Annotated in this window: 16 protein-coding genes and 1 pseudogene; 7 read left to right on the forward strand and 10 right to left on the reverse strand. The window is 70.1% G+C overall.

What is annotated here, in order from left to right:
- From VFF46_RS33945 to VFF46_RS33955, 3 genes are all read right to left on the reverse strand, one after another.
- Positions 1–602, reverse strand: a 602-nt coding sequence (locus VFF46_RS33945) for an ABC transporter permease (RefSeq protein WP_325041339.1), incomplete at its 3' end; no start/stop codon positions are given.
- Entirely contained in the window at positions 599–1546 is a 948-nt protein-coding gene (locus VFF46_RS33950) for an ABC transporter permease (protein ID WP_325041340.1), read from the reverse strand. The genes VFF46_RS33945 and VFF46_RS33950, both read right to left, overlap by 4 nt.
- Positions 1543–3060 carry an ABC transporter substrate-binding protein gene (locus VFF46_RS33955; protein ID WP_325041341.1) on the reverse strand — a complete coding sequence of 506 codons (1518 nt, stop codon included), beginning with the start codon at positions 3058–3060 and terminating at the stop codon, positions 1543–1545. Before VFF46_RS33955 ends, VFF46_RS33950 begins: the two co-directional genes overlap by 4 nt.
- Before the next feature lie 109 nt (positions 3061–3169).
- On the opposite strand from VFF46_RS33955, the gene VFF46_RS33960 reads away from it, so the two are divergent.
- The gene (locus VFF46_RS33960; RefSeq protein ID WP_325041342.1) at positions 3170–3928 is read left to right on the forward strand and encodes a FadR/GntR family transcriptional regulator; all 759 of its coding nucleotides are present in this window, start codon (positions 3170–3172) and stop codon (positions 3926–3928) included.
- A gap of 105 nt (positions 3929–4033) precedes the next feature.
- Here the strand turns inward: VFF46_RS33960 and VFF46_RS33965 are convergent, their stop codons facing one another.
- Both VFF46_RS33965 and VFF46_RS33970 read right to left on the reverse strand, forming a co-directional pair.
- On the reverse strand, positions 4034–4585 hold the full coding sequence (locus VFF46_RS33965) for a hypothetical protein (protein WP_325041343.1): 552 nt from the start codon (positions 4583–4585) through the stop codon (positions 4034–4036).
- 147 nt (positions 4586–4732) lie between these two features.
- A complete protein-coding gene (locus VFF46_RS33970) occupies positions 4733–7303 on the reverse strand; it encodes an MXAN_6230/SCO0854 family RING domain-containing protein (RefSeq protein WP_325041344.1) in 2571 nt (856 codons plus the stop codon).
- 362 nt (positions 7304–7665) lie between these two features.
- Here VFF46_RS33970 and VFF46_RS33975 point away from each other — a divergent pair, with 362 nt between their 5' ends.
- Positions 7666–8904, forward strand: a complete 1239-nt coding sequence (locus VFF46_RS33975; RefSeq protein WP_325041345.1) for an MFS transporter — start codon at positions 7666–7668, stop codon at positions 8902–8904.
- Positions 8905–8984: 80 nt separating this feature from the next.
- Here the strand turns inward: VFF46_RS33975 and VFF46_RS33980 are convergent, their stop codons facing one another.
- Entirely contained in the window at positions 8985–9149 is a 165-nt protein-coding gene (locus tag VFF46_RS33980; protein ID WP_325041346.1) for a DEAD/DEAH box helicase, read from the reverse strand.
- 227 nt (positions 9150–9376) lie between these two features.
- On the opposite strand from VFF46_RS33980, the gene VFF46_RS33985 reads away from it, so the two are divergent.
- Positions 9377–10621, forward strand: a complete 1245-nt coding sequence (locus VFF46_RS33985) for a GGDEF domain-containing protein (protein WP_325041347.1) — start codon at positions 9377–9379, stop codon at positions 10619–10621.
- Here the strand turns inward: VFF46_RS33985 and VFF46_RS33990 are convergent.
- Positions 10611–11582 carry a zinc-binding dehydrogenase gene (locus VFF46_RS33990; RefSeq protein WP_325041348.1) on the reverse strand — a complete coding sequence of 324 codons (972 nt, stop codon included), beginning with the start codon at positions 11580–11582 and terminating at the stop codon, positions 10611–10613. The two genes, VFF46_RS33985 and VFF46_RS33990, sit on opposite strands and share 11 nt — an antisense overlap.
- 91 nt (positions 11583–11673) lie before the next feature.
- On the opposite strand from VFF46_RS33990, the gene VFF46_RS33995 reads away from it, so the two are divergent.
- From VFF46_RS33995 to VFF46_RS34005, 3 genes are read left to right on the forward strand one after another with little or no spacing between them, the layout of a single operon-like run.
- The gene (locus VFF46_RS33995; protein WP_325041349.1) at positions 11674–14463 is read left to right on the forward strand and encodes a DEAD/DEAH box helicase; all 2790 of its coding nucleotides are present in this window, start codon (positions 11674–11676) and stop codon (positions 14461–14463) included.
- Positions 14456–15679: an SWIM zinc finger family protein gene (locus tag VFF46_RS34000; RefSeq protein ID WP_325041350.1), complete on the forward strand. Its 1224-nt coding sequence runs from the start codon at positions 14456–14458 to the stop codon at positions 15677–15679. The genes VFF46_RS33995 and VFF46_RS34000 overlap by 8 nt, the downstream gene beginning before the upstream one ends.
- A gap of 35 nt (positions 15680–15714) precedes the next feature.
- A complete protein-coding gene (locus VFF46_RS34005; protein ID WP_325041351.1) occupies positions 15715–16614 on the forward strand; it encodes a hypothetical protein in 900 nt (299 codons plus the stop codon).
- Here the strand turns inward: VFF46_RS34005 and VFF46_RS34010 are convergent.
- From VFF46_RS34010 to VFF46_RS34020, 3 genes are read right to left on the reverse strand one after another with little or no spacing between them, the layout of a single operon-like run.
- On the reverse strand, positions 16605–16940 hold the full coding sequence (locus VFF46_RS34010) for an iron chaperone (protein ID WP_325041352.1): 336 nt from the start codon (positions 16938–16940) through the stop codon (positions 16605–16607). The genes VFF46_RS34005 and VFF46_RS34010 overlap by 10 nt on opposite strands.
- A 4-nt stretch (positions 16941–16944) precedes the next feature.
- Positions 16945–17931: a GDSL-type esterase/lipase family protein gene (locus VFF46_RS34015; protein ID WP_325041353.1), complete on the reverse strand. Its 987-nt coding sequence runs from the start codon at positions 17929–17931 to the stop codon at positions 16945–16947.
- Positions 17932–17987: 56 nt separating this feature from the next.
- The gene (locus tag VFF46_RS34020; protein WP_325041354.1) at positions 17988–18671 is read right to left on the reverse strand and encodes an RNA methyltransferase; all 684 of its coding nucleotides are present in this window, start codon (positions 18669–18671) and stop codon (positions 17988–17990) included.
- A 385-nt stretch (positions 18672–19056) separates the two neighbouring features.
- On the opposite strand from VFF46_RS34020, the pseudogene VFF46_RS34025 reads away from it, so the two are divergent.
- Positions 19057–19705: pseudogene (locus VFF46_RS34025) on the forward strand (hypothetical protein); the annotation flags it as partial.

Below are 19705 nucleotides of genomic sequence, written 5' to 3' on the forward strand. Positions count from 1 at the left end.
ACCGCGATCGCGAACGACACCGACGCCTGCACGGTGATCAGGCTCGTCACGTTCGGCAGCACATGCCGTACGGCGATCGGCCCCGGCCGGCGCCCCGCCGCACGCGCCGCGAGCACGTACTCCGTCCGCATCACCTGCAACGCCCCGCTCCGGATCACCCGCGCGAAGCTCGGCACCGAAGCGATGCCGATGGCAACCATCGCGGTCAGCGTGCTGGCCCCGAACACCGCGCCGAACATGATCGCCAGCAACAGCGCCGGGAACGCGAGCAACAGGTCGTTCGCGCGCATCACCAACTCCGAGGCCCATCGCCGGGTCATCGCCGCCAGGATCCCGAGCGGTACGCCGATCACCGCGGCCACGCCGACCGCGACGACGCCGACGAACAGCGTCGTACGGGAACCGACCATGACCTGGCTGAGGACGTCGCGGCCGAACTTGTCGGTGCCGAACCAGTGCGACCAGGAAGGCGTCAGCAGGCGCGACGCCGGCGTCACGAGCGTGGCGTCGTACGGCGTCCAGACGAACGAGACGAGGGCCGTCAGCACGATGACGCCGACGATGACGGCTCCTGCCAGCAGGCTCGGGTTGCGCCGCCTCATGATGCCGTCCGGAGCCGCGGGTCGAGGGCGACGTACAAGATGTCGACGAGGAAGTTGACCAGCAGTACGGCGAGCACGAGGACCATCACCACGTCCTGCACCAGCAGGAGATCGCGGTTCGAGACGCCGTCCAGCAGCAGGCTGCCCAGGCCGGGGATGACGAAAACGCGTTCGACCACGACTGCGCCGATGAGAAGAGTCGCCAGTTGGAGGCCCAGGACTGTGACGACAGGGACGGCGGCGTTCCTCAGGCCGTGTTTCCACAGAGCTTGGAACGGGCGGAGGCCCTTGGCACGGGCGGTTCTCAGGTAGTCCTCGCGCAGGACGTCCAGGACCGCGCTGCGGACGTACCGGGTGAGAACCGCGCCCTGGACCAGGCCCAGCGACAGCGCGGGCAGGATCAGTTGTTTGAGGAACATCGCGGGGTCCTGAGCCGGTGGGGTCCAGCCGTTCGCCGGCAGCCAGCCGAGTTTCACCGCGAACACCACGATCAGCAGGATGCCGGCCAGGAACGCCGGGACCGCGACACCGACCTGCGACAGCGCGGACAGCGCCAGCCCGGAGACCTGGCGGTGCCGGGCCGCCATCACGGTCCCGGCCGGTACGGCGACCAGCAGCGCGACGACCATTCCGGCGACGACCAGCCAGAGCGTGACCTGGAGCCGGTCGAACACCTGCGGCCCGATCGCCACCTTCGACACGTACGAGGTCCCGAGGTCACCGTGCAGCAGTCCGCCGACCCAGTCGAGGTACTGCGTGGGCAACGGGCGGTCGAGGCCGAACTGGCGCCGCAGCTCGGCCACCGCCGCGTCCGAGGCGTTCACCCCGAGCGCGACCCGGGCGGGGTCGCCGGGCAGTACCGCCATGAACGCGAAGACCAGCACCGTGCTCACCGCGAGACTGACCAAGAACACGCCGGTGCGCTCGATCAGGCGGAGAATCATCGGCTGAGCTTGGACAGATCGAAGTTCTCGGTGATCGCGTTCGTCGGCAGGCCCTTGATGTCCTTGTCCGCGACCATCAGGTTCGGCAGCAGGAACAGCCAGTCGCCCGCGGCCTGCTCGGACAGCCGCCGGGCAGCCTTCTTCATGTCCGCGATCTGGGTCGCCTCGTCACCGGCGTCGGCCGCGGCCAGGTCCGCCTGCAGCGTCGGGTCGTCGTACCGGGTGTAGTACTTCGCGTTGAACACGGCGCCGAGGTCACGCGGCTCGACGTGCGCGATGATCGACATGTCGTAGTCCGCGTTCTTGAACACCGTGGTCAGCCACGCGGCGGGGAACTCCAGCTGGTCGATCTGGACCTTCAGCCCGGCCTGCTCCAGGTCGCTCTTCACCACCTGGCCGCAGGACGTTGCGTACGGCAACGTCGGGAGCCGCAGCCGGAGCGTCTTGCCGGCCGCACCGGATGCCTGCAGCAACGACTTCGCCTTGGCCAGGTCGTACGGCGCGATCCCGGTCAGGTCCTCGTACCACGGGTCGGTCGGCGGGACCATGCTGCCGATCAGCTTGCCGCGGCCGGCCCAGCAGGTGTCGAGCAGCGCCTTGTGGTCGATCGCCATCCGGATCGCCTGGCGGGTCCGGATGTCCTTGAACACGGGCCGCGAGTTGTTGAACGACAGCAGCACCTCGCCGTTCGTCGTCCCCTCGATCACCTGGTACTTCGAGTTGCTGGTGAACTGGCTCAGCGCCTCGGGCGCCTGCACCGTGCCGATGACGTTGATCGTGCTGGTCAGCAGCGCGTTGTTCAGCGCTGTGGCGTCCTTGAAGTACTTCAGCGTGATCTGCTGGAAGAACGGTTTCGTGCCCCAGTAGCCGTCGTTGCGGGCCAGCACGATCGAATCGCCGCGGTTCCACTTCGAGAACTTGAACGGCCCGGTGCCGACCGGGTCGGTGGCCAGCGCGCTGACGCCGGTCTCGGAGAACATCGCGCCGATCCGGGTGGTCATCCGGAACAGCCAGTCGTTGCTCGGCTTGGCCAGCGTGACCTGCAGCTTCGTCGGCGACACCGCCGTCGCGGCGGAGACCACGTCCATCGCGCTCTTCAGCGAGATCGTCCACGCGGTCTTCACCCGGTTGATGCTGAACACCGCGTCACTCGCGGTGAACGGCTTGCCGTTGGTGAACTTCGCGTTGTCGACCAGGTCGAACGTGTACGTCTTGCGGTCCGGCGAGACCGTCCACGACTTCGCCAGCGACGGCACGATCTTGCCGGTGTCGGCGTCCTGCTTGACCAGCGTCTCGTACACGTTGCCGAGCAGCGCCTGCGGGATCGCGGCGCCGTCGGTGGTGGTGAAGTCCAGGCTGGCCGGCTCCGCGACCAGGCCGATCGACAGGTTCTGCCCGCCGCCCGGGGAGCTGCCGCCGGACGACGTACCGGACCCGGCCGAGCACGCGGTCACGGACAGTAGCGCAGCCGAGGCGAGGAATGCGACCACTCGCGTAGGGAACGACGACTTCACGTCTACTCCTCCAAAGCCGCCAACTGGTCCGACCAGTGGACTAGGTCTCAATGGGCCACTAGGTTTGTCCCCTGCTCAGGTGCCTGTCAAGCGACTGGGGGTGTGCCGAATGCCGAAGTCTCCGCGGTTCCAGCCCGTGCAGCCCGTGCGCGCCTACCAGCGGATCGTCGAGCAGGTCGAGGAGGCGCTCGCCCGCGGCGAGCTGACACCCGGGCAGCGGCTGCCGAGCGAGCGTGAGCTGGTCACGCAGTTCGCGGTCAGCCGGTCGACGGTACGCGAGGCGCTGCGGGTGCTGGAGAGCAACGGCGTGGTCCGTTCCCGGCCCGGCGACCCGAACGGTCCGGAGATCCTGCCGTTCTCGCAGTCCGCGCTGCGCAAGCAGGTGGCCCGGCTGGCCCGGGTCGACGAACTGACCCTGAGCGAGCTGATCGGGTTCCGGATGATCATGGACGGCGCCGCGATCCAGGTCGCGTCCCGGCTGCGGACGCCGGAGCAGCTGGACGAGCTCGAGGCCACGCTGGTCGCGATGCGGGCCGCGATCGACGTCGACTTCGACGCGTTCAGCGAGGCCGACCTGGCGTTCCACGAGCTGATCGCCCGGATCAGCCGGAACTCACTGATCCAGACCTGTAACGAGGTCGTCCGCGGCGTCGTCCTCGGGCTGATCTCGGACAAGATCGCGCACGCCCCGAACAGCCGCGCGCTGATGCTCGAGTCGCTGCACCACCACGCCGAGGTGGTCGACGCGATCCGCACCGGCAACGGCCACGCCGCCGCCCGGATCGCCCGGCAGAACATGTTCGACTACTACGCCGGCTACGTACCGGACACCGAGCAGGCGACCTTGCTGGCGCTGATCGAAGACTGAGGACCGGGGCCGAACGACAGGAGGCAGTGGCGCTGAGCGCCGGTACGCCGAGCCCGCCCGCTCGAGGCGTACAGCCTGCATCCTGCCGTCCGGTACCGGTCCTCCTCAGGTGTCGTGCTCCAGGATCCGGATCCGCGGGACCTTCAGCACCTTGCGGGCCTTCGTGGTCCAGTCGGAGCAGAGGAACCGGGCCGCGGTCTCCGGCCAGGCGACCACCACGACCTCCTGGCTGTTCGTCGTCTTCACCATCTGCATCAGCGCCAGCAGCACCTCACCGTGCGTGATCGAGACGTTGACCGGGTACCCGCTCGCGGCCCGGAGCTGACGTGCGCTGTGCTCGATCACCGACGCGAGATCGACCGCGGGGTCGGCAAGGGTCGCCATCCGTGCCCGGGCCATCGGGGCGGCCGGTGGACCGATCCGCGCCGACGGCGCGGTCGCCGAGCCGACCACGGACGCCGAGCCGGTCAGCCCGGCCACGTCCGCGAACGTCGAACCCAGCAGCGCCATCGGACCGCTCGGCCCGTTCTCCGGATGACTGGAGATCAGCAGGTGGTAGTTGACGACTTCCTCGCGCCTCGCGTGCAGGGCGGCAACACGGCGCGCGTCGCCCTCGCTCATCTCGCGCTCGATGAGCACCACCACGTCGTACGTCATTCGTGGCTCCCTTCGCCAATTCCGTTGTACCCCCGGCCCGGAGCGCACCAAAGCACCGGACTCGCGTCCGTCACGGAATTGTCAAAATCTTCTCAGGCTCCTGCCAGACTCGCCCGAACGCAGGTTGTGGCCGGCCCGGGCACCGGCTCAGACCGCCCGCACGCTCGCCCGCGCCCGGCTGTCGGGGGCCAGCACCGCGAGCAGGTGCGGCGCGTCGATCAGCGCGACACTCGCGTTGTCCAGCAGGCGTGGATGCAGCGCGTACACTTCCGCCCCCGGCCGGACCGCCAGATCTCCGGTGAGCACGGCAACGAATTCCGCACCGGCGGCCGCGTCCTCGTCCCAGGCCCGATCCGGCTCCAGCCGGGCCGTCACCCGGCGCGCGAAAGCCGCCAGGTCCTCAGCCGCCGTACGCCGGTATCCGATCACGGACCCGTCCGCGCACCGGACCACGATCTCGTCGGTACGGGCCGCGGCGTGCCAGCAGCAGATCTCCCACAGGCTGACCCGGTCGCCCGAGCCGTGCACCTCCTCCAGCGTCGCCGCCATCAGCCCGAGCTGACCGGCGTACCGCGCGATGCTGTGGCCGTACCCGGCGGCGCTCAGGTTCACGTCGTACCAGCGGAGCTCCTTGGTGTGCAGGTCGACGCCGAACGGGAGCAGGATCTTCGCCGGCCCGGACAGGTCGAACCGGTCCTCGACGGCCGCCGGGTCGAACAGCCCCGACGGTTGCCGCAGCACTCCGGCGAACCCGCGCTCCAGCTCCTCGAACGGTACGTCGTTGTAGCTGAACACGACCGGCAGCAGGTACCGCCCGCCGACCCGGCGGACCGCCCGCAGGTCGACGTCCACGAACTCCGTCGAGCCGCCCGGCCCCGGTGCGGACGTCAGATCGCCGGAGTGCACCAGCGCATCCTCGTCGAACCGCAGCCGGGTGTAGTCGCAGAGCCCGACGAATCCCCACTCGTCGTCGAACACCGCGACCGACAGATCGAGGTCGACCCTGCGGCCGCGCGGCTCCACCCAGTGCAGGAACAGCCGCAGCAGCTCGTCCTGCGGGATCGGCGCCGCACTCCCGCGCGGCATCCGCAGCAGGCTCGCCGACGTACTCCGCTCCGAACCGGGCGCGGCCAGCCGGGTCAGCTCCTCGTCCAGGAACGCCCGCCGCCAGCGCGGCAAACCTGTTGCCCTGCGCAACATCTCGCCGGTGAGTACGGCGGCCAGCTCGACGGCGAGCGCCGCGGGCAACGGTTCCCGCTCGTCCACCGCCGTCCAGATCCGGGTCGTGCCGCCGCGCGGGAAGAACAACCGCAGATCGCCCGGCGGCGTCCGCACCTGGCCGAGCGCGGCCGTCAGGACGACCGGCGACACGTCCGAGACGACGGTCGTCAGCGCGTCGACGAGCGCGGCGTGCTGCTCCGGCGGCAAGGCCCGGGCGAGCTGGACAAGTCGCCGTACCAGCTCGCCGGGACGCCGGCGCAACAGCTCGAGAGCTTGGTCGGGACGCCCGTACGTGAACGCGCCCTCGACCCGGGAGCCGAACGTGGTCAGCACGAGTCGCCCGTCCGCGACCCGGACCAGCGGGTGCTGCGACGCCTCCCCCGCCACCGCCCGGCCCGCGGCCGTCCCGAGATCCAGATCGGTACGGCGCAGGACCGCGAACGCCAACGCCGCAACGGGAAAACGGGTCGCGAACTCGAACGGATGCAGGTTCTCGCCGATCCGTTTCCAGACGCGCTCGTGCCGGAGCATGTCCTCGACCAGCGTCTCCACCGGCATCCGGTCCAGCCGCTCCAGCACCAGCCGTCGCGTTGCCCGCGGCAACGATCTCCGCCGGACAGGCGGCGTCCGCAGGCCCGGGTCCGCGTCCATCAGCGCGTAGATCAGCCGCAGTACGTCGGTGGCGGTGTCGGTGCGATCGATCAGCGCGGGCTCGGTGGTCAGGAAGTGCGCGATGACGAGCGCGCGGGTCTCCCGTACCGGGATGTCCGCGGGCAGCCAGGCCGAACTGGCCTCGTCCAGCAGGATCTGCAGGTCCGCACGATCCGCGGCGGACAACGGCGCCCGCCGGGCCAGCAACCCCTCGACCGTCTGCCGTACTGAGTCGGCCGTGGCCAGCGAGAGCAGCCGCAGCCGATCCGAGCGGACGTGGAGCTCCTCGTCCTCGTCGACAGACGGGCGCAGGAACGGGTCGTTCGGATCGATGCGCTGCAGGCAGAGCGGGCAGGCGCTGAAGTCGGAGCCGTCCCAGCAGGTCCGGCAGACCAGGTGTGCGCACGGTGAGACCGCACGCACGGAGCTTGTGTCGCCGCACAGCACGCAGGGCTGCTCAGGCTCCTGCAGCAGCCGGGCGAAGACGCGGTTCACGTAGAAGGTCTCGGTGTTGCCCGGCACGCTCTCGGGGAAGCCGCGGAACAACGGCGTGTGCTCGGTGTCGAACCCGGACTCGGCGTCCAGCAGGTCCAGCAGCGCACCGCCGAATCCGGCCAGTGCGGGCGCCGACAGCGACGCGCAGTACCGGTACAGGCCGACCGACAGCAGCAGCCCGCGCTGGACCAGGTCCGCCTGCAGCGCGGACAGCCCCGCCTGGATCGTCAGCGGCCGGCGCAGCCACTGCCAGGCGGACCGCCGTACCGTCGGGGTCAACGTGGTCGCGTCGACCAGCCGGCGGCGACGCAGCAGGACCGCGGCTCGCGGATCCGTTGGCTGATCGGGCATGGCGTCTCCCCGTGGGCGTCCGGACGAAGGCGCCAGGGGCGGAGAGTGGACGCGCTACTTGGCCTGGTGAAGGAGAAGGAAGCACGTCCAGGAGCCGCCCCTGGCACTGAGAACGCTATCGGTTGCCACCGACAGTTCTCGCGGGGCCGGCAAAGAAGAGCTCCGGTGGCAGGGTCGGGGCCGCCCCGCCCAGACCCCGCCACCGGAGATCTCCAGAGTAGAACGTTCATCCAAATCTCGCTTCACCGGGTCCCCGATCTGACCAAGATTTGGCACTGATGCGCCGCAGGCAAACCCTTGAGTCGCCGATCTGCTCACGTTCAGGAGGTGTCAGGCCACGGAATGTGGTTAACGTGCAAGGTATGGCGAGTGGGGTGATCGAACGCGCGCGCTGGCGCGACGTCTTCGGGCACGCGGAGTTCCGCGCACTGTTCCTGGCCGGCGTACTGTCCGTGGCCGGCGACCAGATCGCCCGGGTGGCGCTCTCGGTCCTGGTCTTCGACCGCACGTCCTCGGCCGGCCTGACAGCCCTCACCTACGCGCTCACCTACATCCCCGACCTCCTCTTCGGCCCCCTCCTCTCCGGCCTCGCCGACCGCTACCCCCGCCGCACCGTGATGATCATCACGGACCTCGCCCGCGCAGTCCTCGTAGCCACCATGGCAATCCACGCCCTACCGCTGGTCGTCGTGATGTTGTTGCTGATCGCGCTGCAAGCCTGCGGATCGCCGTTCAACGCCGCCCGGGGCGCGATGCTGCCGTCGGTGCTGCCCGGCGACCACTACGTGCTCGGGAAAGCCGCGAACGACATGGTGGTGCAGTTCAGCCAGGTGCTGGGCTTCGGCATCGGCGGCGCCGTCGTGGTTGCGGTCGGCACATCCGGCGGTCTGCTGCTCGACTCCGCAACCTTCGTACTGTCCGCGATCCTGGTCAGGATCGGAGTGCATCAGCGCCCGGTCCCGGCAGCTGACACAGATGCGCCACCGGCCGGCTACCTCCGTGACCTCGTGGACGGTGTCTCGCTGGTCGTCCGGACACCGAAACTTCGGGCGTTGGTGATCCTGGCGACCGTGGCCGGGTTCTACGTGACGGTCGAAGGCCTCGCCGTACCGTACGCGCACGACATCGGCCGGGGCACCACGACCGCCGGCCTCCTGCTCGCCGCCAGCCCGGCAGGCTGCGTCGTCGGGATGTGGCTGATCACGCTCGTCCCACCGGCGCGCAGGCTGGAGCTACTCGGCCCGCTGGCGATCGCGGCATGCCTGCCGCTGGTGCTGTGTGCGCTCGCACCAGGTCCGATCGCGACCTTCTGCCTCTGGATGGTCTCCGGCGCCGCCTCGGCGTACCACCTGCCGACGAGCGCCGCCTTCGTCCAGTCGGTGCCCGACCGTCGGCGCGGCCAGGCGTTCGGCGTCGCGGGTACCGCGCTGAAAGGCAGTCAAGGCGCCGGAATTCTGCTCGCCGGCGGCCTGGCCGAATCAATCGGCGCACCGCACGCGCTCGCCGTCATGGGGCTGGCGGGAACACTGCTGGCGGCCGCGGCGGGCGCCGCCTGGGCGCGCGCCCGCCGAATCGGTGACGATTTCGCAGAATCACAGTAAGGTAAATATCTGCGACCACCTGGTTTATCGTGAGCGTAACTACTCCGAATTGTAAGAGGCAGGTAAAGATTTACCTTTTGTCACCAGTCGTTGCCGTCTTCGGCGGCGGCCGGGACGAACCAGTCGTTCCCGCCCCGGAGCCAGTCGTTCCCGCCGGTGAACCAGTCGTTCCCCCCGTGGAACCAGTCGTTGCCGCCGGTGAACCAGTCGTTGCCGGTGCCGTTGACGCGCGCAGCCTTCTGCATGATTTTCGACCCTTCTGGAGTGACCAACTGATGGAATGTCCGCACCCGCGGGTGACCTGACGTGAACAGGCCGTTACAATGGCGGTAGAACCGCTCAGGTCGACTTGCGTGTGAGGCTCATGATGATTCTGATCGGTCGGAGCAGTTGGGTGCCACCCCGACAATGGAAGCTCTGGTCGTTGCCGAGATCGGCATTGGGTTATGTGATCGCAATCGACGTGATTGCCGTGACGATAACCACACTGGCGGTTCGCAGCACGGTGAGCGGCCCGAATTCCGGTGTCCGGCATTCGGAGTGGGTGGCGTTCGCGGTCCTGGCCGCGGCCTCGGTCCTGCACCTCGAGGCGGCCCGCGGCATCGAGCGGCGTCGCGAGATGGCCGCCAACACCTCGCCGCACACCAACCTCAAGTGCCTGTGGATCTTCGCGGCCCTGTTGCTGCTGCCGCTCTCGCTGGTCATTCCGCTCGTGGTGCTGGCCTACGCGTACTCCTGGTTTCGCGTCTACGGGCGGACAGTCGCCCATCGCAAGGTTTTCTCCACTGCTACGTACATCCTGGCCAGTGCTGCCGCGGCTGCGGTCCTGCGCGGCGGTGGTCTTACGGGTCCCCCGCGGCTGCCCACGGGCTTCTGGTCGCTCCTGGTCGTCCTCGCCGCAGCTGCCACCTGGTGGCTGGTGAACTACGCGCTGGTCATCGGGGCGATCTTGCTGTCCAGCCCGGAGGCGACCGCGCGTGAAGCTCTCGGTGAGCTGTCCGACCAGCTGGTCGTGTGCGCCGGCCTCGGCCTGGGTATCGCGATCGCGGCGGTGCAGACGTCCTACCCCTGGGTCGTTCCGGTGCTCATGGTCACCGTGCTGGCGCTGCACCGGGACCTGCTGCTGCCGCAGTACCAGCGTGCCGCGGGTACCGACGAGAAGACCGGCCTCGCGACCTCGTCGTACTGGGCAAGCGCCGTGCCTGTGGAGCTCGCTCGCGCGGACACGCTGCGCAGTACCGTCGGTCTGCTGATGCTGGACCTGGACAAGTTCAAAGAAATCAACGACACGTACGGTCACCCGGCCGGTGACGAGGCGCTGCGTGCGGTCGGTGAGTCGATCCGCGCGGAGGTGCGGCAGGGCGATCTCGTCGCACGCGTCGGTGGCGACGAGCTGGCGGTGCTGCTGCCGGGAGCGCTCGAGACCGAGGTGCTGGAGATCGCGGAGCGGATCAGGGCACGGCTCGCGAGCCTCGTCGTGCCGGTCAGTGCCACGAACGGCGGCGCTGCGAGGCTCGACGGCATCCCGGCGTCGTTCGGGGCGGCCGTCTACCCCGATGTCGCCGGCACGATGGACCAGCTCGTCCTGGCCGCCGACGACGCGCTGCTGACGGCCAAGCGGTCCGGGCGGAACCAGATCGTCGTCGCCCGCCCGAACCAGCCGGCCATCACCGATCATTCGGCGGACAAGCCGTCGGACCAGTCCGTCAACGACTGACCCGGATCAGGGCCTTTCCGTGGAGGGTGCGGGTTTCTAGGGCTCGGTGGGCGTCGGCTACGTGGGCTAGGTCGTAGAGGTGGTCGATGACTGGGCGTAGGTCGCCGTCGGCGGCTCGGGTCAGCACCTGGTGGGGGGTGACGGTTGTGGTGGTGGAGTCGGCGCGGAGGTCCATGATGCCTTTGACGGTGATGCCGCGGTGGTCGGCGGTGGCCGGGTCGATGGTGGCGAAGGTGCCGCTGGGGGCGCCGTGGGCGGAGAGCCAGCCGCCGTTCCTGGTGACCGCGAAGGCGGTGCTGCCGAGTTCGCCGCCGGCGCCGTCGAAGACGATGTCGGCGCCCTGGTTGCCGGTTGCGTCCAGTACCAACTTGTCCCAGCCGGGCTTGCTGTAGTCGATCAGTACGTCGGCTCCCTGAGCTCGGCTCAGTGCGAGCTTCTCCGCGCCGCGGGCGGCCGCGATTACGCGTGCTCCGGCCTTGTGGGCGAGCTGGATCAGGAGCAGGCCCATGCCGCCGGCGGAGGCGGTGATCAGGACGTTCTGACCGGTCATCGACGGCGCGAGCTCTTCGAGCATCAGGGCGGTGAAGCCGTCGCCGTACACCGCGACCGCGGTCCGCAGGTCGAGCTCCGGCGGTAGTTCGACCTCGGGCGCGAGGACGGCGAGTTCGGCGTGCCCGCCGAAGTTCGGTGGGCGGCCGACGACGGTCTTCCCGATCCAGTCGGCCGGTACGCCGGGGCCGGTCGCGCGGACCCGGCCGCCGAGGTTGCCGCCGGGGACGTACGGCGGCTCGACGTCGAAGAACTTGCCGTGTTCGCCGCGCCGGATCGCGGTCTCGACGAAGATCACGTCGGCGGTGTCGACCTCCACGAGTACCTGGCCCGCGGCGGGTACCGGATCCGGTACCTCGCGGGTCTCGATCACTTCCGGACCGCCGAACGCGGTCACCACTGCTGCACGCATGTCCGTATCTCTCCTGTCGGGGAGTTCGAGCGTGCAACCTCAACGCTGGTTCAGGTCAAGTTCTGTCGGTGCCGCCGCGTACTCTGCGGGCATGTTCGACGCCGTATTCGTCCCCGCCGACCCGCCGCGTGCGGGCCGGCTGGCGCTGTACGGCGACCTGTCCGGCGAGACGGCCGACGGCACCGCCGAGCTGGTCCTCCCCCGCGGTACGGCGGTGCGCCGCACGAGCGTCCCGGCGCGGCTGCTGTCGATGGACGAGGTCCTCACCCGGCTGACCGAGCCCGAGGGCGACGCGTCGGGGAGCTGGGCCGCGTGGCGGGCAGCCGGGCTGGCGGGGCTGGTGCTGATCGGACGCGGGCGGCTGGTTCCGGACCGGAGCCCCGACGGGTACGGCGCGTGGCGGGTCGCTCCGCTGGACCCGATCGACCACGCCTGGCTGCGGAACCTCGGCGCCGCGATGCCGGCGTACGGGCATGCGCTGCCGATCGCCGGGACCCGCCCGATCCGGCTGGTCGAGCCCGAGCAGCTGATCCGCGCCTTCTGGGACGCGCTCGCCGACACCATCGTCCGTACGCCGGCCGCCGCCGTCGCCGTACGTCCCGGAGCCGCCCCGTTCGCGGCGGCCGAACCCGCCGCGCTCCCCGGGCCGACGACGTGGCTGGACGAGACGGCGTTGGCCGAGCAGGCGGGGACTCGATTGGTACTGCGCGTCGAGCCGACCGAGCTGGAGGAGTTCCGCGCGGTGCTGCAGCTGCGGAGCGGGCTGGATCCGAGTCTGCTGGTGGACGTCGCGGACCTGTGGACCGCGCCTGCCGCCGTCCTGACCGCGCTCGGCGAGCGGGCCGAGACCGATCTACTGCTGGCGCTCCGCCGCGGCGGACGCGTCTGGCCACCACTCGGTACGGCGCTGCGGGACGCCGCGCCGGAGGACATCCCGATCGACGACGCCGCGCTCGAGGAACTCGCCGAAGGCAGTCCCGAGCTGGAAGGCGCCGGCATCGAGGTGCTCTGGCCGACCGAGCTGTTCGCCGGGCAGCTCGCGCTCCGGGCGAGCGTCGCGACCCCGGCGCCCGGAGCGGTCACCGGCCCGGACTTCAACCTCAACGACCTGGTCGCGTTCCGCTGGCGCCCGACCCTCGACGACCAGGACCTGACCGAGGCCGAGATCGCCGCGCTCGCCGAGGCGAAGCGCCCGATGATCCGGATGCGCGGCCGCTGGATCCGCGTCGACCACGACCTCGTCCGCCGGCTGCGCACCGGCTCCACGCGGCACCTGACCGGCGCCGAAGCGCTCGGTGCCGCGCTGACCGGCACGATCGACGTCGACGGAGAGCTGATCCCGTTCGACGCCGACGGATCGCTGGCCCAGCTGCTCGCGCGACTCCGCTCGGCCGACGAGCCGACGACGTTCACCGAGCCCGTCGGCCTGCGCGCCACCCTCCGCGACTACCAGCGTCGCGGCGTCGCCTGGATGGCGCAGCTCGCGCACCTCGGCCTCGGCGGTTGCCTCGCCGACGACATGGGCCTCGGCAAGACGATCCAGGTGATCGCCCTGCACCTGCAGCTCAAGGGCCGCGGCCCGACCGTCGTCGTCTGCCCGTCGACGCTGCTCGGCAACTGGGAGCGCGAGTTCGAGCGGTTCGCCCCCGACGTACCGATCCGTCGGTACCACGGGCCCGGTCGCACGCTGAGCGATCTCGCCGCGGACGAGGTGGTGCTCACGACGTACGGCGTGGTCCGTCAAGATCACCGCCTGCTCGGTGAGATCGCGTGGGGCCTGGCCGTCGCGGACGAGGCGCAGCACGCGAAGAACCCGCTGTCACGGACCGCCCGCGCGCTGAGAACGTTGCCGTCAGCAACCAGGATCGCCCTCACCGGCACGCCGGTGGAGAACCGGCTGTCCGAGCTCTGGTCGATCCTCGACTGGTCGGCGCCCGGTCTGCTCGGCACGCTGGACCGGTTCCGCCAGGACGTCGCCGTACCGGTCGAGAGGTTCCACGACGAGGAGGCGACCGCGCGGCTGGCCCGGGTGACGCGGCCGTTCCTGCTGCGCCGCCGGAAGAGCGATCCGGGGATCGCGCCGGAGTTGCCGCAGAAGACCGAGCACGACGTCGTCGTACCGCTGACGACCGAGCAGGCCACGCTGTACCAGGCCGTCGCGAAGGAAACGCTCGCCAAGATCGAGGAAGCCGCCGGGATCGAGCGGCGCGGGCTGGTGCTCAGTCTGCTCACCCAGTTGAAGCAGGTGTGCAACCATCCGGCGCAGTTCCTGCACGAGCCCGGTCCACTGGAGCGGCGGTCCGGGAAGCTCGCGGCGCTGGACGAGCTGCTCGACGTGATCCTGGCCGAGGGCGAGTCGGTGCTGATCTTCAGTCAGTACGTCGAGATGTGCCGGCTGATCGAGGCGCATCTGGCGGCGCGGCAGGTGCGGACGTTGTTCCTGCACGGCGGTATCGGCGTGCGGAAACGGTCGGAGATGGTGGAGCAGTTCCAGGCTGGCGCGGCGCCGGTGTTCCTGTTGTCGTTGAAGGCCGGCGGGGTCGGGCTGACGTTGACGCAGGCCACGCATGTCGTGCACTACGACCGCTGGTGGAACCCCGCGGTCGAGGATCAGGCGACGGACCGCGCGTACCGGATCGGTCAGGACCGGCCGGTGCAGGTCCATCGGCTCGTCACCGAGAACACGTTGGAGGACCGGATCGCGACGGTCATCAACGCGAAGCGCGACCTCGCCGACGCCGTCGTCGGATCGGGCGAGGCGTGGCTGAGCGAGCTGTCGGACGCGGAGCTGACCGAGCTGGTCGAGCTGTCCACCGGGCCGGCCAGGTCCGGGTCGGCGAGTGCGTACAACCCTTCAGCCGTGGGGAGATCCGATGGCTGACGAGGACCGTACGCCGTGGCAGGTCTGGCGCCGCCAGGGTGAGGACGCGGGGCTGCCGGCGGCGCGCGGGCCGGGCAGCCGGCGTACGTTCGGGGCGACCTGGTGGGGGCGCGCGTGGCTGGAGGCCCTGGAGCAGCGGGCGCGGCTGGATCCGGGGCGGTTGTCACGCGGCCGGTCGTACGCGCGCCGTGGAAGCGTGCTCGAGCTGACGGTCAGCCCGGGCGAGGTCGAGGCGGTGGTGCAGGGCAGCCGGGTGACGCCGTACCAGGTGACCGTGCGGATCCGGGCGTTCTCGGCGGCCGAGTGGGATGCCGTGCTGGACGTGGTGTCGGCGCAGATCGGGCGGGTCGCGGCGTTGCTCGACGGGGAGCTGCCGCCGGAGGTCGTGGACGACGTACGGGCGACCGGGCTGGACCTGCTGCCCGGCGCGGGCGAGGTGCTGACGAACTGCAGCTGCCCGGACTTCGCCGTACCGTGCAAGCATTCGGCAGCCGTCTGCTACCTGGTCGCCGACGCGCTCGACGACGACCCGTTCGCGCTGCTGCTACTGCGCGGCCGTCTGCGGGACGAGCTGCTCGCGGCGTTGAGATCCCGCCGCGGCGGCACTGCGCGCGTGGTCGCTCCGCCGCGAACGCCTGCCCCCAAAGGCATCCCGGCCGTTGCAGCCTTCGCCCGGGAGCAACAGGTCGTGCCTGTTCCGGTGCCACCGCGGCCGCTCGGGGCTCCAGGTGTACCTGCCGCGGTGAAGGTGCTGGACCCGCCGCGATCGGCCGGGGTCGACGTCCGTGATCTGGTCGCGCTCGCCACCGACGCCGCGCGCCGCGCCTGGGAGCTCGCGTCCGGTGACGCCAACCTCTCGCTCACCTTCGAGCAGGACCTCGCGCGACGGGCCGCGGCCGCCCTCGGTACGCCGGAGCTCGCCGACCTCGCGCACCGTGCCGGCATCCCCGCCCGGCGCCTCACCACCTGGGCCACCGCCTGGCGCCACGGCGGCCCCGGCGGCCTCGCCGTCACCGTCGACGCCCCGCACGACGTCGCCCCCGAGGCCCTCGCCGAGGCCACGCTCCCCAACGCCACGACGGAGGCCAACCGCGTCACGGCCGGCAAAGTCCAGCTCCGCCTGGGCAAGGACAACCTCTGGTACCGCTTCGACAACCAGTTCAGCGACTGGACCCTCACCCGCCCACCCGCCGCCGATCCGCAGACTCTCCTCTAGGCTCCGCCCGAAGCACATTCCTGGGGAGGAACCACATGCGCCGTCGAGCCGCTGCCGCGCTCCTACTGCTCGCACTGGTCGGCTGCGACCCGCACACGACCCAACAACAATCGGCCCCACCGGGCGACCTGTGCGAGCGTCTACGACCGCACCTCCCCGGCAACTGGACCACTGAACACGCCCCGCCCCACCCCGCAGCACCGCTCTCCGACACCTGCACGCTGGTGGACTCGACGCGGACCGCCCACCGGATCCAGGTCCTGGTCTCGATCCTCCCTGTGACCGACGAGCTGTCGGCCCGGTACCGCAAGGCCGACGAGACATCAGCCGCTACCAGCGGGTTCGCCGCGAAGATCACCGACGGCGGACTGGGCACCGGGTCCTGGGCCCTGAACCCGGCAGCCGCCGCCCCGTGGCTCGTGTTCCGCACCGCCAACCGCCAGGTCCGGCTCCGCGTCGAGAACGCCGGCGCCGGCACGATGGACGAGCTCCGCACGATCGCCCACGCCATCACCGCGCTCCCCGGTGGACTCCCGGTCGTCAAGCCGAAGGCCGTCCAATCCCGCTGCGAGCGCGGCACCGCCGCCGCCGAACACATCCTCGGCGGACCGGCCGTGGTCCGGCGCGACGCACTCGTCGACGGACACCTCTGGTGCCAGTGGGGATCCGCGGCCGCCTCGGTCTTCGTCACGTCCGGCGCGGGTGGATCCGACGAAGCAGTCGACTTCTACCTCGTCCGTGACGCCGGTACCTCGACGATGCACCTGGCGCGTCGCGTCGCCGTTGGTGCCGAGGGGTGGCAGCAGAGGGACGGCTATCTGAGCTTCCGGACCGCTCGGGGAGAGTTCGTGAAGATCGCGTCCGCGCCGTACGACGAGATGAAGCCGGTCCCGATCGTGATGCTGGCGCGGGCGATCGCCCCGGCCTATTCCTGACTGTTGCGGGCGGCAACGAACGCCTGGGCGATCCGGCCGATCAGGTCGTACGGGAGCGGCTTGTCCAGCGGGAACTTCAGCGTGCCCTTGCCCGAACGGTACGGCGTCAGGTCCTCGTCCATCGGCGGGATCGGGTACAGCGCGATGTGCGACTTCCAGCCGCTGAAGTGCAGCAGCCCGGTGCCGTCGAGGATGATCGCCGGGAGCTGGTAGCTGATCTTCTCGCCGGCACCCGGTACGGCGGCATGGATCGTCCGGCGTACTTCCTGCAGCACCTCCTGGACGTCCGGAGGGAACGACGCGATGTACTCGTCCACAGTCTCCATCTGACTATCGTGCAACAGAACGGCGCAGGGGCGTGTGCGCTTCCAATGCCTCGATCAGGTGCTCGGCGATCTTGGCGTGGCCGGCGACGGTCGGGTGGACCTGGTCGGTGCAGTCGTCCTCGGTGATCCAGCCGGTGGAGTCGACGCAGGCCAGGTTCGGATCGTCGAGGGTCTTCACCGCGGCCTGGATCGTCTCCGCGTGCTTGCCGTTGAACGGGGTCAGCGACACGATCGTCGTCGCCGGGTACGCCGCCCGCACGCGGCGCAGGTAACCGGCGTACTCCTCGACCTCCAGCGTCGGATCGTTGACGCCGAGGTTGATCACCACCACGTCGGACGGCTCGACGCGTTCGGCGGGCGAGCCGGCGAAGTTCCAGCCGAACGAGTCCACGCCGGGCGGCACCTCGCCGTTCCCGGGCTTGCTGATCCCCTGGCTGCCGAAGCCGACCTGGTACGACGTGGCGCCGAACGCGCGGGCGGTCAGGTACGCGTACGACGTGGTGCCGTCCGCGCCCTCCGACTCCGGGTGCGCGCTCAGCGACCGCACGCCCTGCGTGATCGAGTCGCCGTAGAACTCCAGCCGCGGACCACCCGGTCGGCCGCTGAGTCGCAGTACCGTCCGCGCGTCCAGCACCAGCCCCGCGAACACGACAGCGCAGCCGAACGGCGGGTTCCACCGGTTCGCATGCTCGTTGACGTCCTTGACCACCACCTCGACCTGGTGCCGGCCTTCCGGGTATTCGAGCTCGATGACCGGCCCGTCAACGATATACAGCGCGGGCTCGCCGCCGTCGACGGTTATCCACAGGTGCGGCGCGACCGTCAGCCCGTCGGTGTCGAAGAGCAGCTGCAACCGCTCACCGGCGTACGAGAAGGAGATCCGGGAGCCGGAGTTGACGGTGATCGCGACACCGGGCTGGTGTCCCCACTGGCCCTCCAGGACGATGCGCGGGTCGGACGGGGCGACGACCTCGCCAGGCTCGAACGGCACGGGATACTCCTTCGGCTCGGGTCCTGCACCAATCTGGGCCATTCTGCCTGGTCGCGTCACCAGCCTTCCTTCCGAGCCCGCGCCTCGAACAGCAGGATCCCGGCGGACAGCGCGACGTTCAGCGAGTCCGCCTGGCCGAGCATCGGGATCGACACCGCGTCGAACCCCTCGGCGTGCCAGGCCCGCGACAGCCCCGCGCCCTCGGACCCGACCACGAACGCGGTCGGGCCGTCGTACCGCGGCACCCGGTACGTCCCGGTCGCGGCCGGGTCGGCGAGGTGGACGCGGAACCGGTGGCTCCGCAGCCACGCCGCCGCGGCGGGGATGTCGTCGAACTCCACGATCGGCGTCGACAGCACAGTGCCACGGCTGGCGGAGTACACGGCCGGGTGCGTGGGGCGAGCACGGCGGCTGGTCAGTACCAGGCAGTCGACGTTGGCAGCGTCAGCGGTACGGATCAGCGTGCCGAGGTTCCCGGCGTACTCGACGCCGTCGGCGACCAGGACCAGCGAGCGGTCCGAGAAGCGGAACGCCTGTGGACGCCATTCGGGGACCCGAGCGATCGAGATCAGGCCGTCCGGGCGGTTCTTACGGCTCAGCCGGGCGAGCAGCTTCTCGGAGATGCGGTACAACTCCTCCGCGCGTTCGGCGTACCGGTCGACGTCGGAGATGCCGGCCTCCGGGCACCAGAAGAACGCCTCGAGGTGGTGGACGTGGTCAGCAGGCGGTCGTGTTCCCACGTTCCTTCGACCATGATCCGGCCGGGCGAACCGTCCTTGCGCAGGGCGAGCAGGTCACGGACACGGGGGTGCTGCGCGCCGATGGGGCGGGCAGCGGGGTGCCCGAAAGGATGCACAGTCATGTGCAGGCTCCGTACGGAGAGAATCAACAAGCGCGCCGGGGACACGACGGTCCACTCCGGCGGGGCGACATCCGTAGATGTCGTGGTACTGACGCGGCCTTCCCGACCGCGTCAGCCAAGGATTCTCATCACACTCCGGATCGTAAGCAGCCGTGCAGCCGCCGTCATCCGGTTTTCCACAGGCCGGCGGCGGGCGAGTTTTGGTCTGTCGGTGCGGGTGGTTAGAGTCCCTTTCCTGCGCTGTCACACGGGAGGAGTGCGGGATGGACGCGACGCTGCTCGACGCCGAGGCCGAAGCGGCCGTGCTGCGCGTCTACCGGCAGGTGTTCGCCGTGCTCGCCCGCGAAGCCGGCGCGATGATCGTCGATCCCGACCTGCTGGACGTCGACCAGGCGATCCTGGACGCGTTCGCCGAGGCCGGCAGTGACGGCCTGACCGTCGAGCAGGCCACCCTCGCCTGCCGGGCGTATCCGCACGACATGATCGTCCGCCGCTTCGACCTCCTCCGGCAGTACGGCGCGATCACCAAACTCGTCGACCGGCCGAACGAGTTGCGCCACCGCGCCGCGTTCGCGCCGTACGTGATGCTGATGTTCCTGCGCCGGATGTCCGTCCAGGGCGGTCAGGCCGAGCTGCACCAACTACTCACCCTCGAGGCGCACAGCGTCAGCGACCCACAGGCGACGGCCGACGACGGCAAGGCATCCGTCGAGCGACTCACCAAGGTCTTCCGCCTGCTCGGCAACGAGCTCGCCATCCTGGTTTCAACGAGTACCACGGCACAACTCCGCGAGAACGCCCAGCTCGCGTGGGGCAACGAGCGCCTCATCGAGCAGGCCGAGAAGGTGCACCGCCTGGTCCTGGACCGGTGGCCCACGCTGCATCGGGACTGTACGTCGCTCCGCATGGCCC

It is taken from the genome of Kribbella sp. (assembly GCF_035655035.1).
GTDB lineage: Bacteria > Actinomycetota > Actinomycetes > Propionibacteriales > Kribbellaceae > Kribbella.

Excerpts from the sequence above, each read along its gene's own strand:
- VFF46_RS33950 (WP_325041340.1), bottom strand. The coding sequence starts at position 1,546 with ATGATTCTCCGCCTGATCGAGCGCACCGGCGTGTTCTTGGTCAGTCTC.
- VFF46_RS33960 (WP_325041342.1), top strand. The coding sequence starts at position 3,170 with ATGCCGAAGTCTCCGCGGTTCCAGCCCGTGCAGCCCGTGCGCGCCTAC.
- VFF46_RS33965 (WP_325041343.1), bottom strand. The coding sequence starts at position 4,585 with ATGACGTACGACGTGGTGGTGCTCATCGAGCGCGAGATGAGCGAGGGC.
- VFF46_RS33970 (WP_325041344.1), bottom strand. The coding sequence starts at position 7,303 with ATGCCCGATCAGCCAACGGATCCGCGAGCCGCGGTCCTGCTGCGTCGC.
- VFF46_RS33975 (WP_325041345.1), top strand. The coding sequence starts at position 7,666 with ATGGCGAGTGGGGTGATCGAACGCGCGCGCTGGCGCGACGTCTTCGGG.
- VFF46_RS33980 (WP_325041346.1), bottom strand. The coding sequence starts at position 9,149 with ATGCAGAAGGCTGCGCGCGTCAACGGCACCGGCAACGACTGGTTCACC.
- VFF46_RS33990 (WP_325041348.1), bottom strand. The coding sequence starts at position 11,582 with ATGCGTGCAGCAGTGGTGACCGCGTTCGGCGGTCCGGAAGTGATCGAG.
- VFF46_RS33995 (WP_325041349.1), top strand. The coding sequence starts at position 11,674 with ATGTTCGACGCCGTATTCGTCCCCGCCGACCCGCCGCGTGCGGGCCGG.
- VFF46_RS34000 (WP_325041350.1), top strand. The coding sequence starts at position 14,456 with ATGGCTGACGAGGACCGTACGCCGTGGCAGGTCTGGCGCCGCCAGGGT.
- VFF46_RS34005 (WP_325041351.1), top strand. The coding sequence starts at position 15,715 with ATGCGCCGTCGAGCCGCTGCCGCGCTCCTACTGCTCGCACTGGTCGGC.
- VFF46_RS34010 (WP_325041352.1), bottom strand. The coding sequence starts at position 16,940 with ATGGAGACTGTGGACGAGTACATCGCGTCGTTCCCTCCGGACGTCCAG.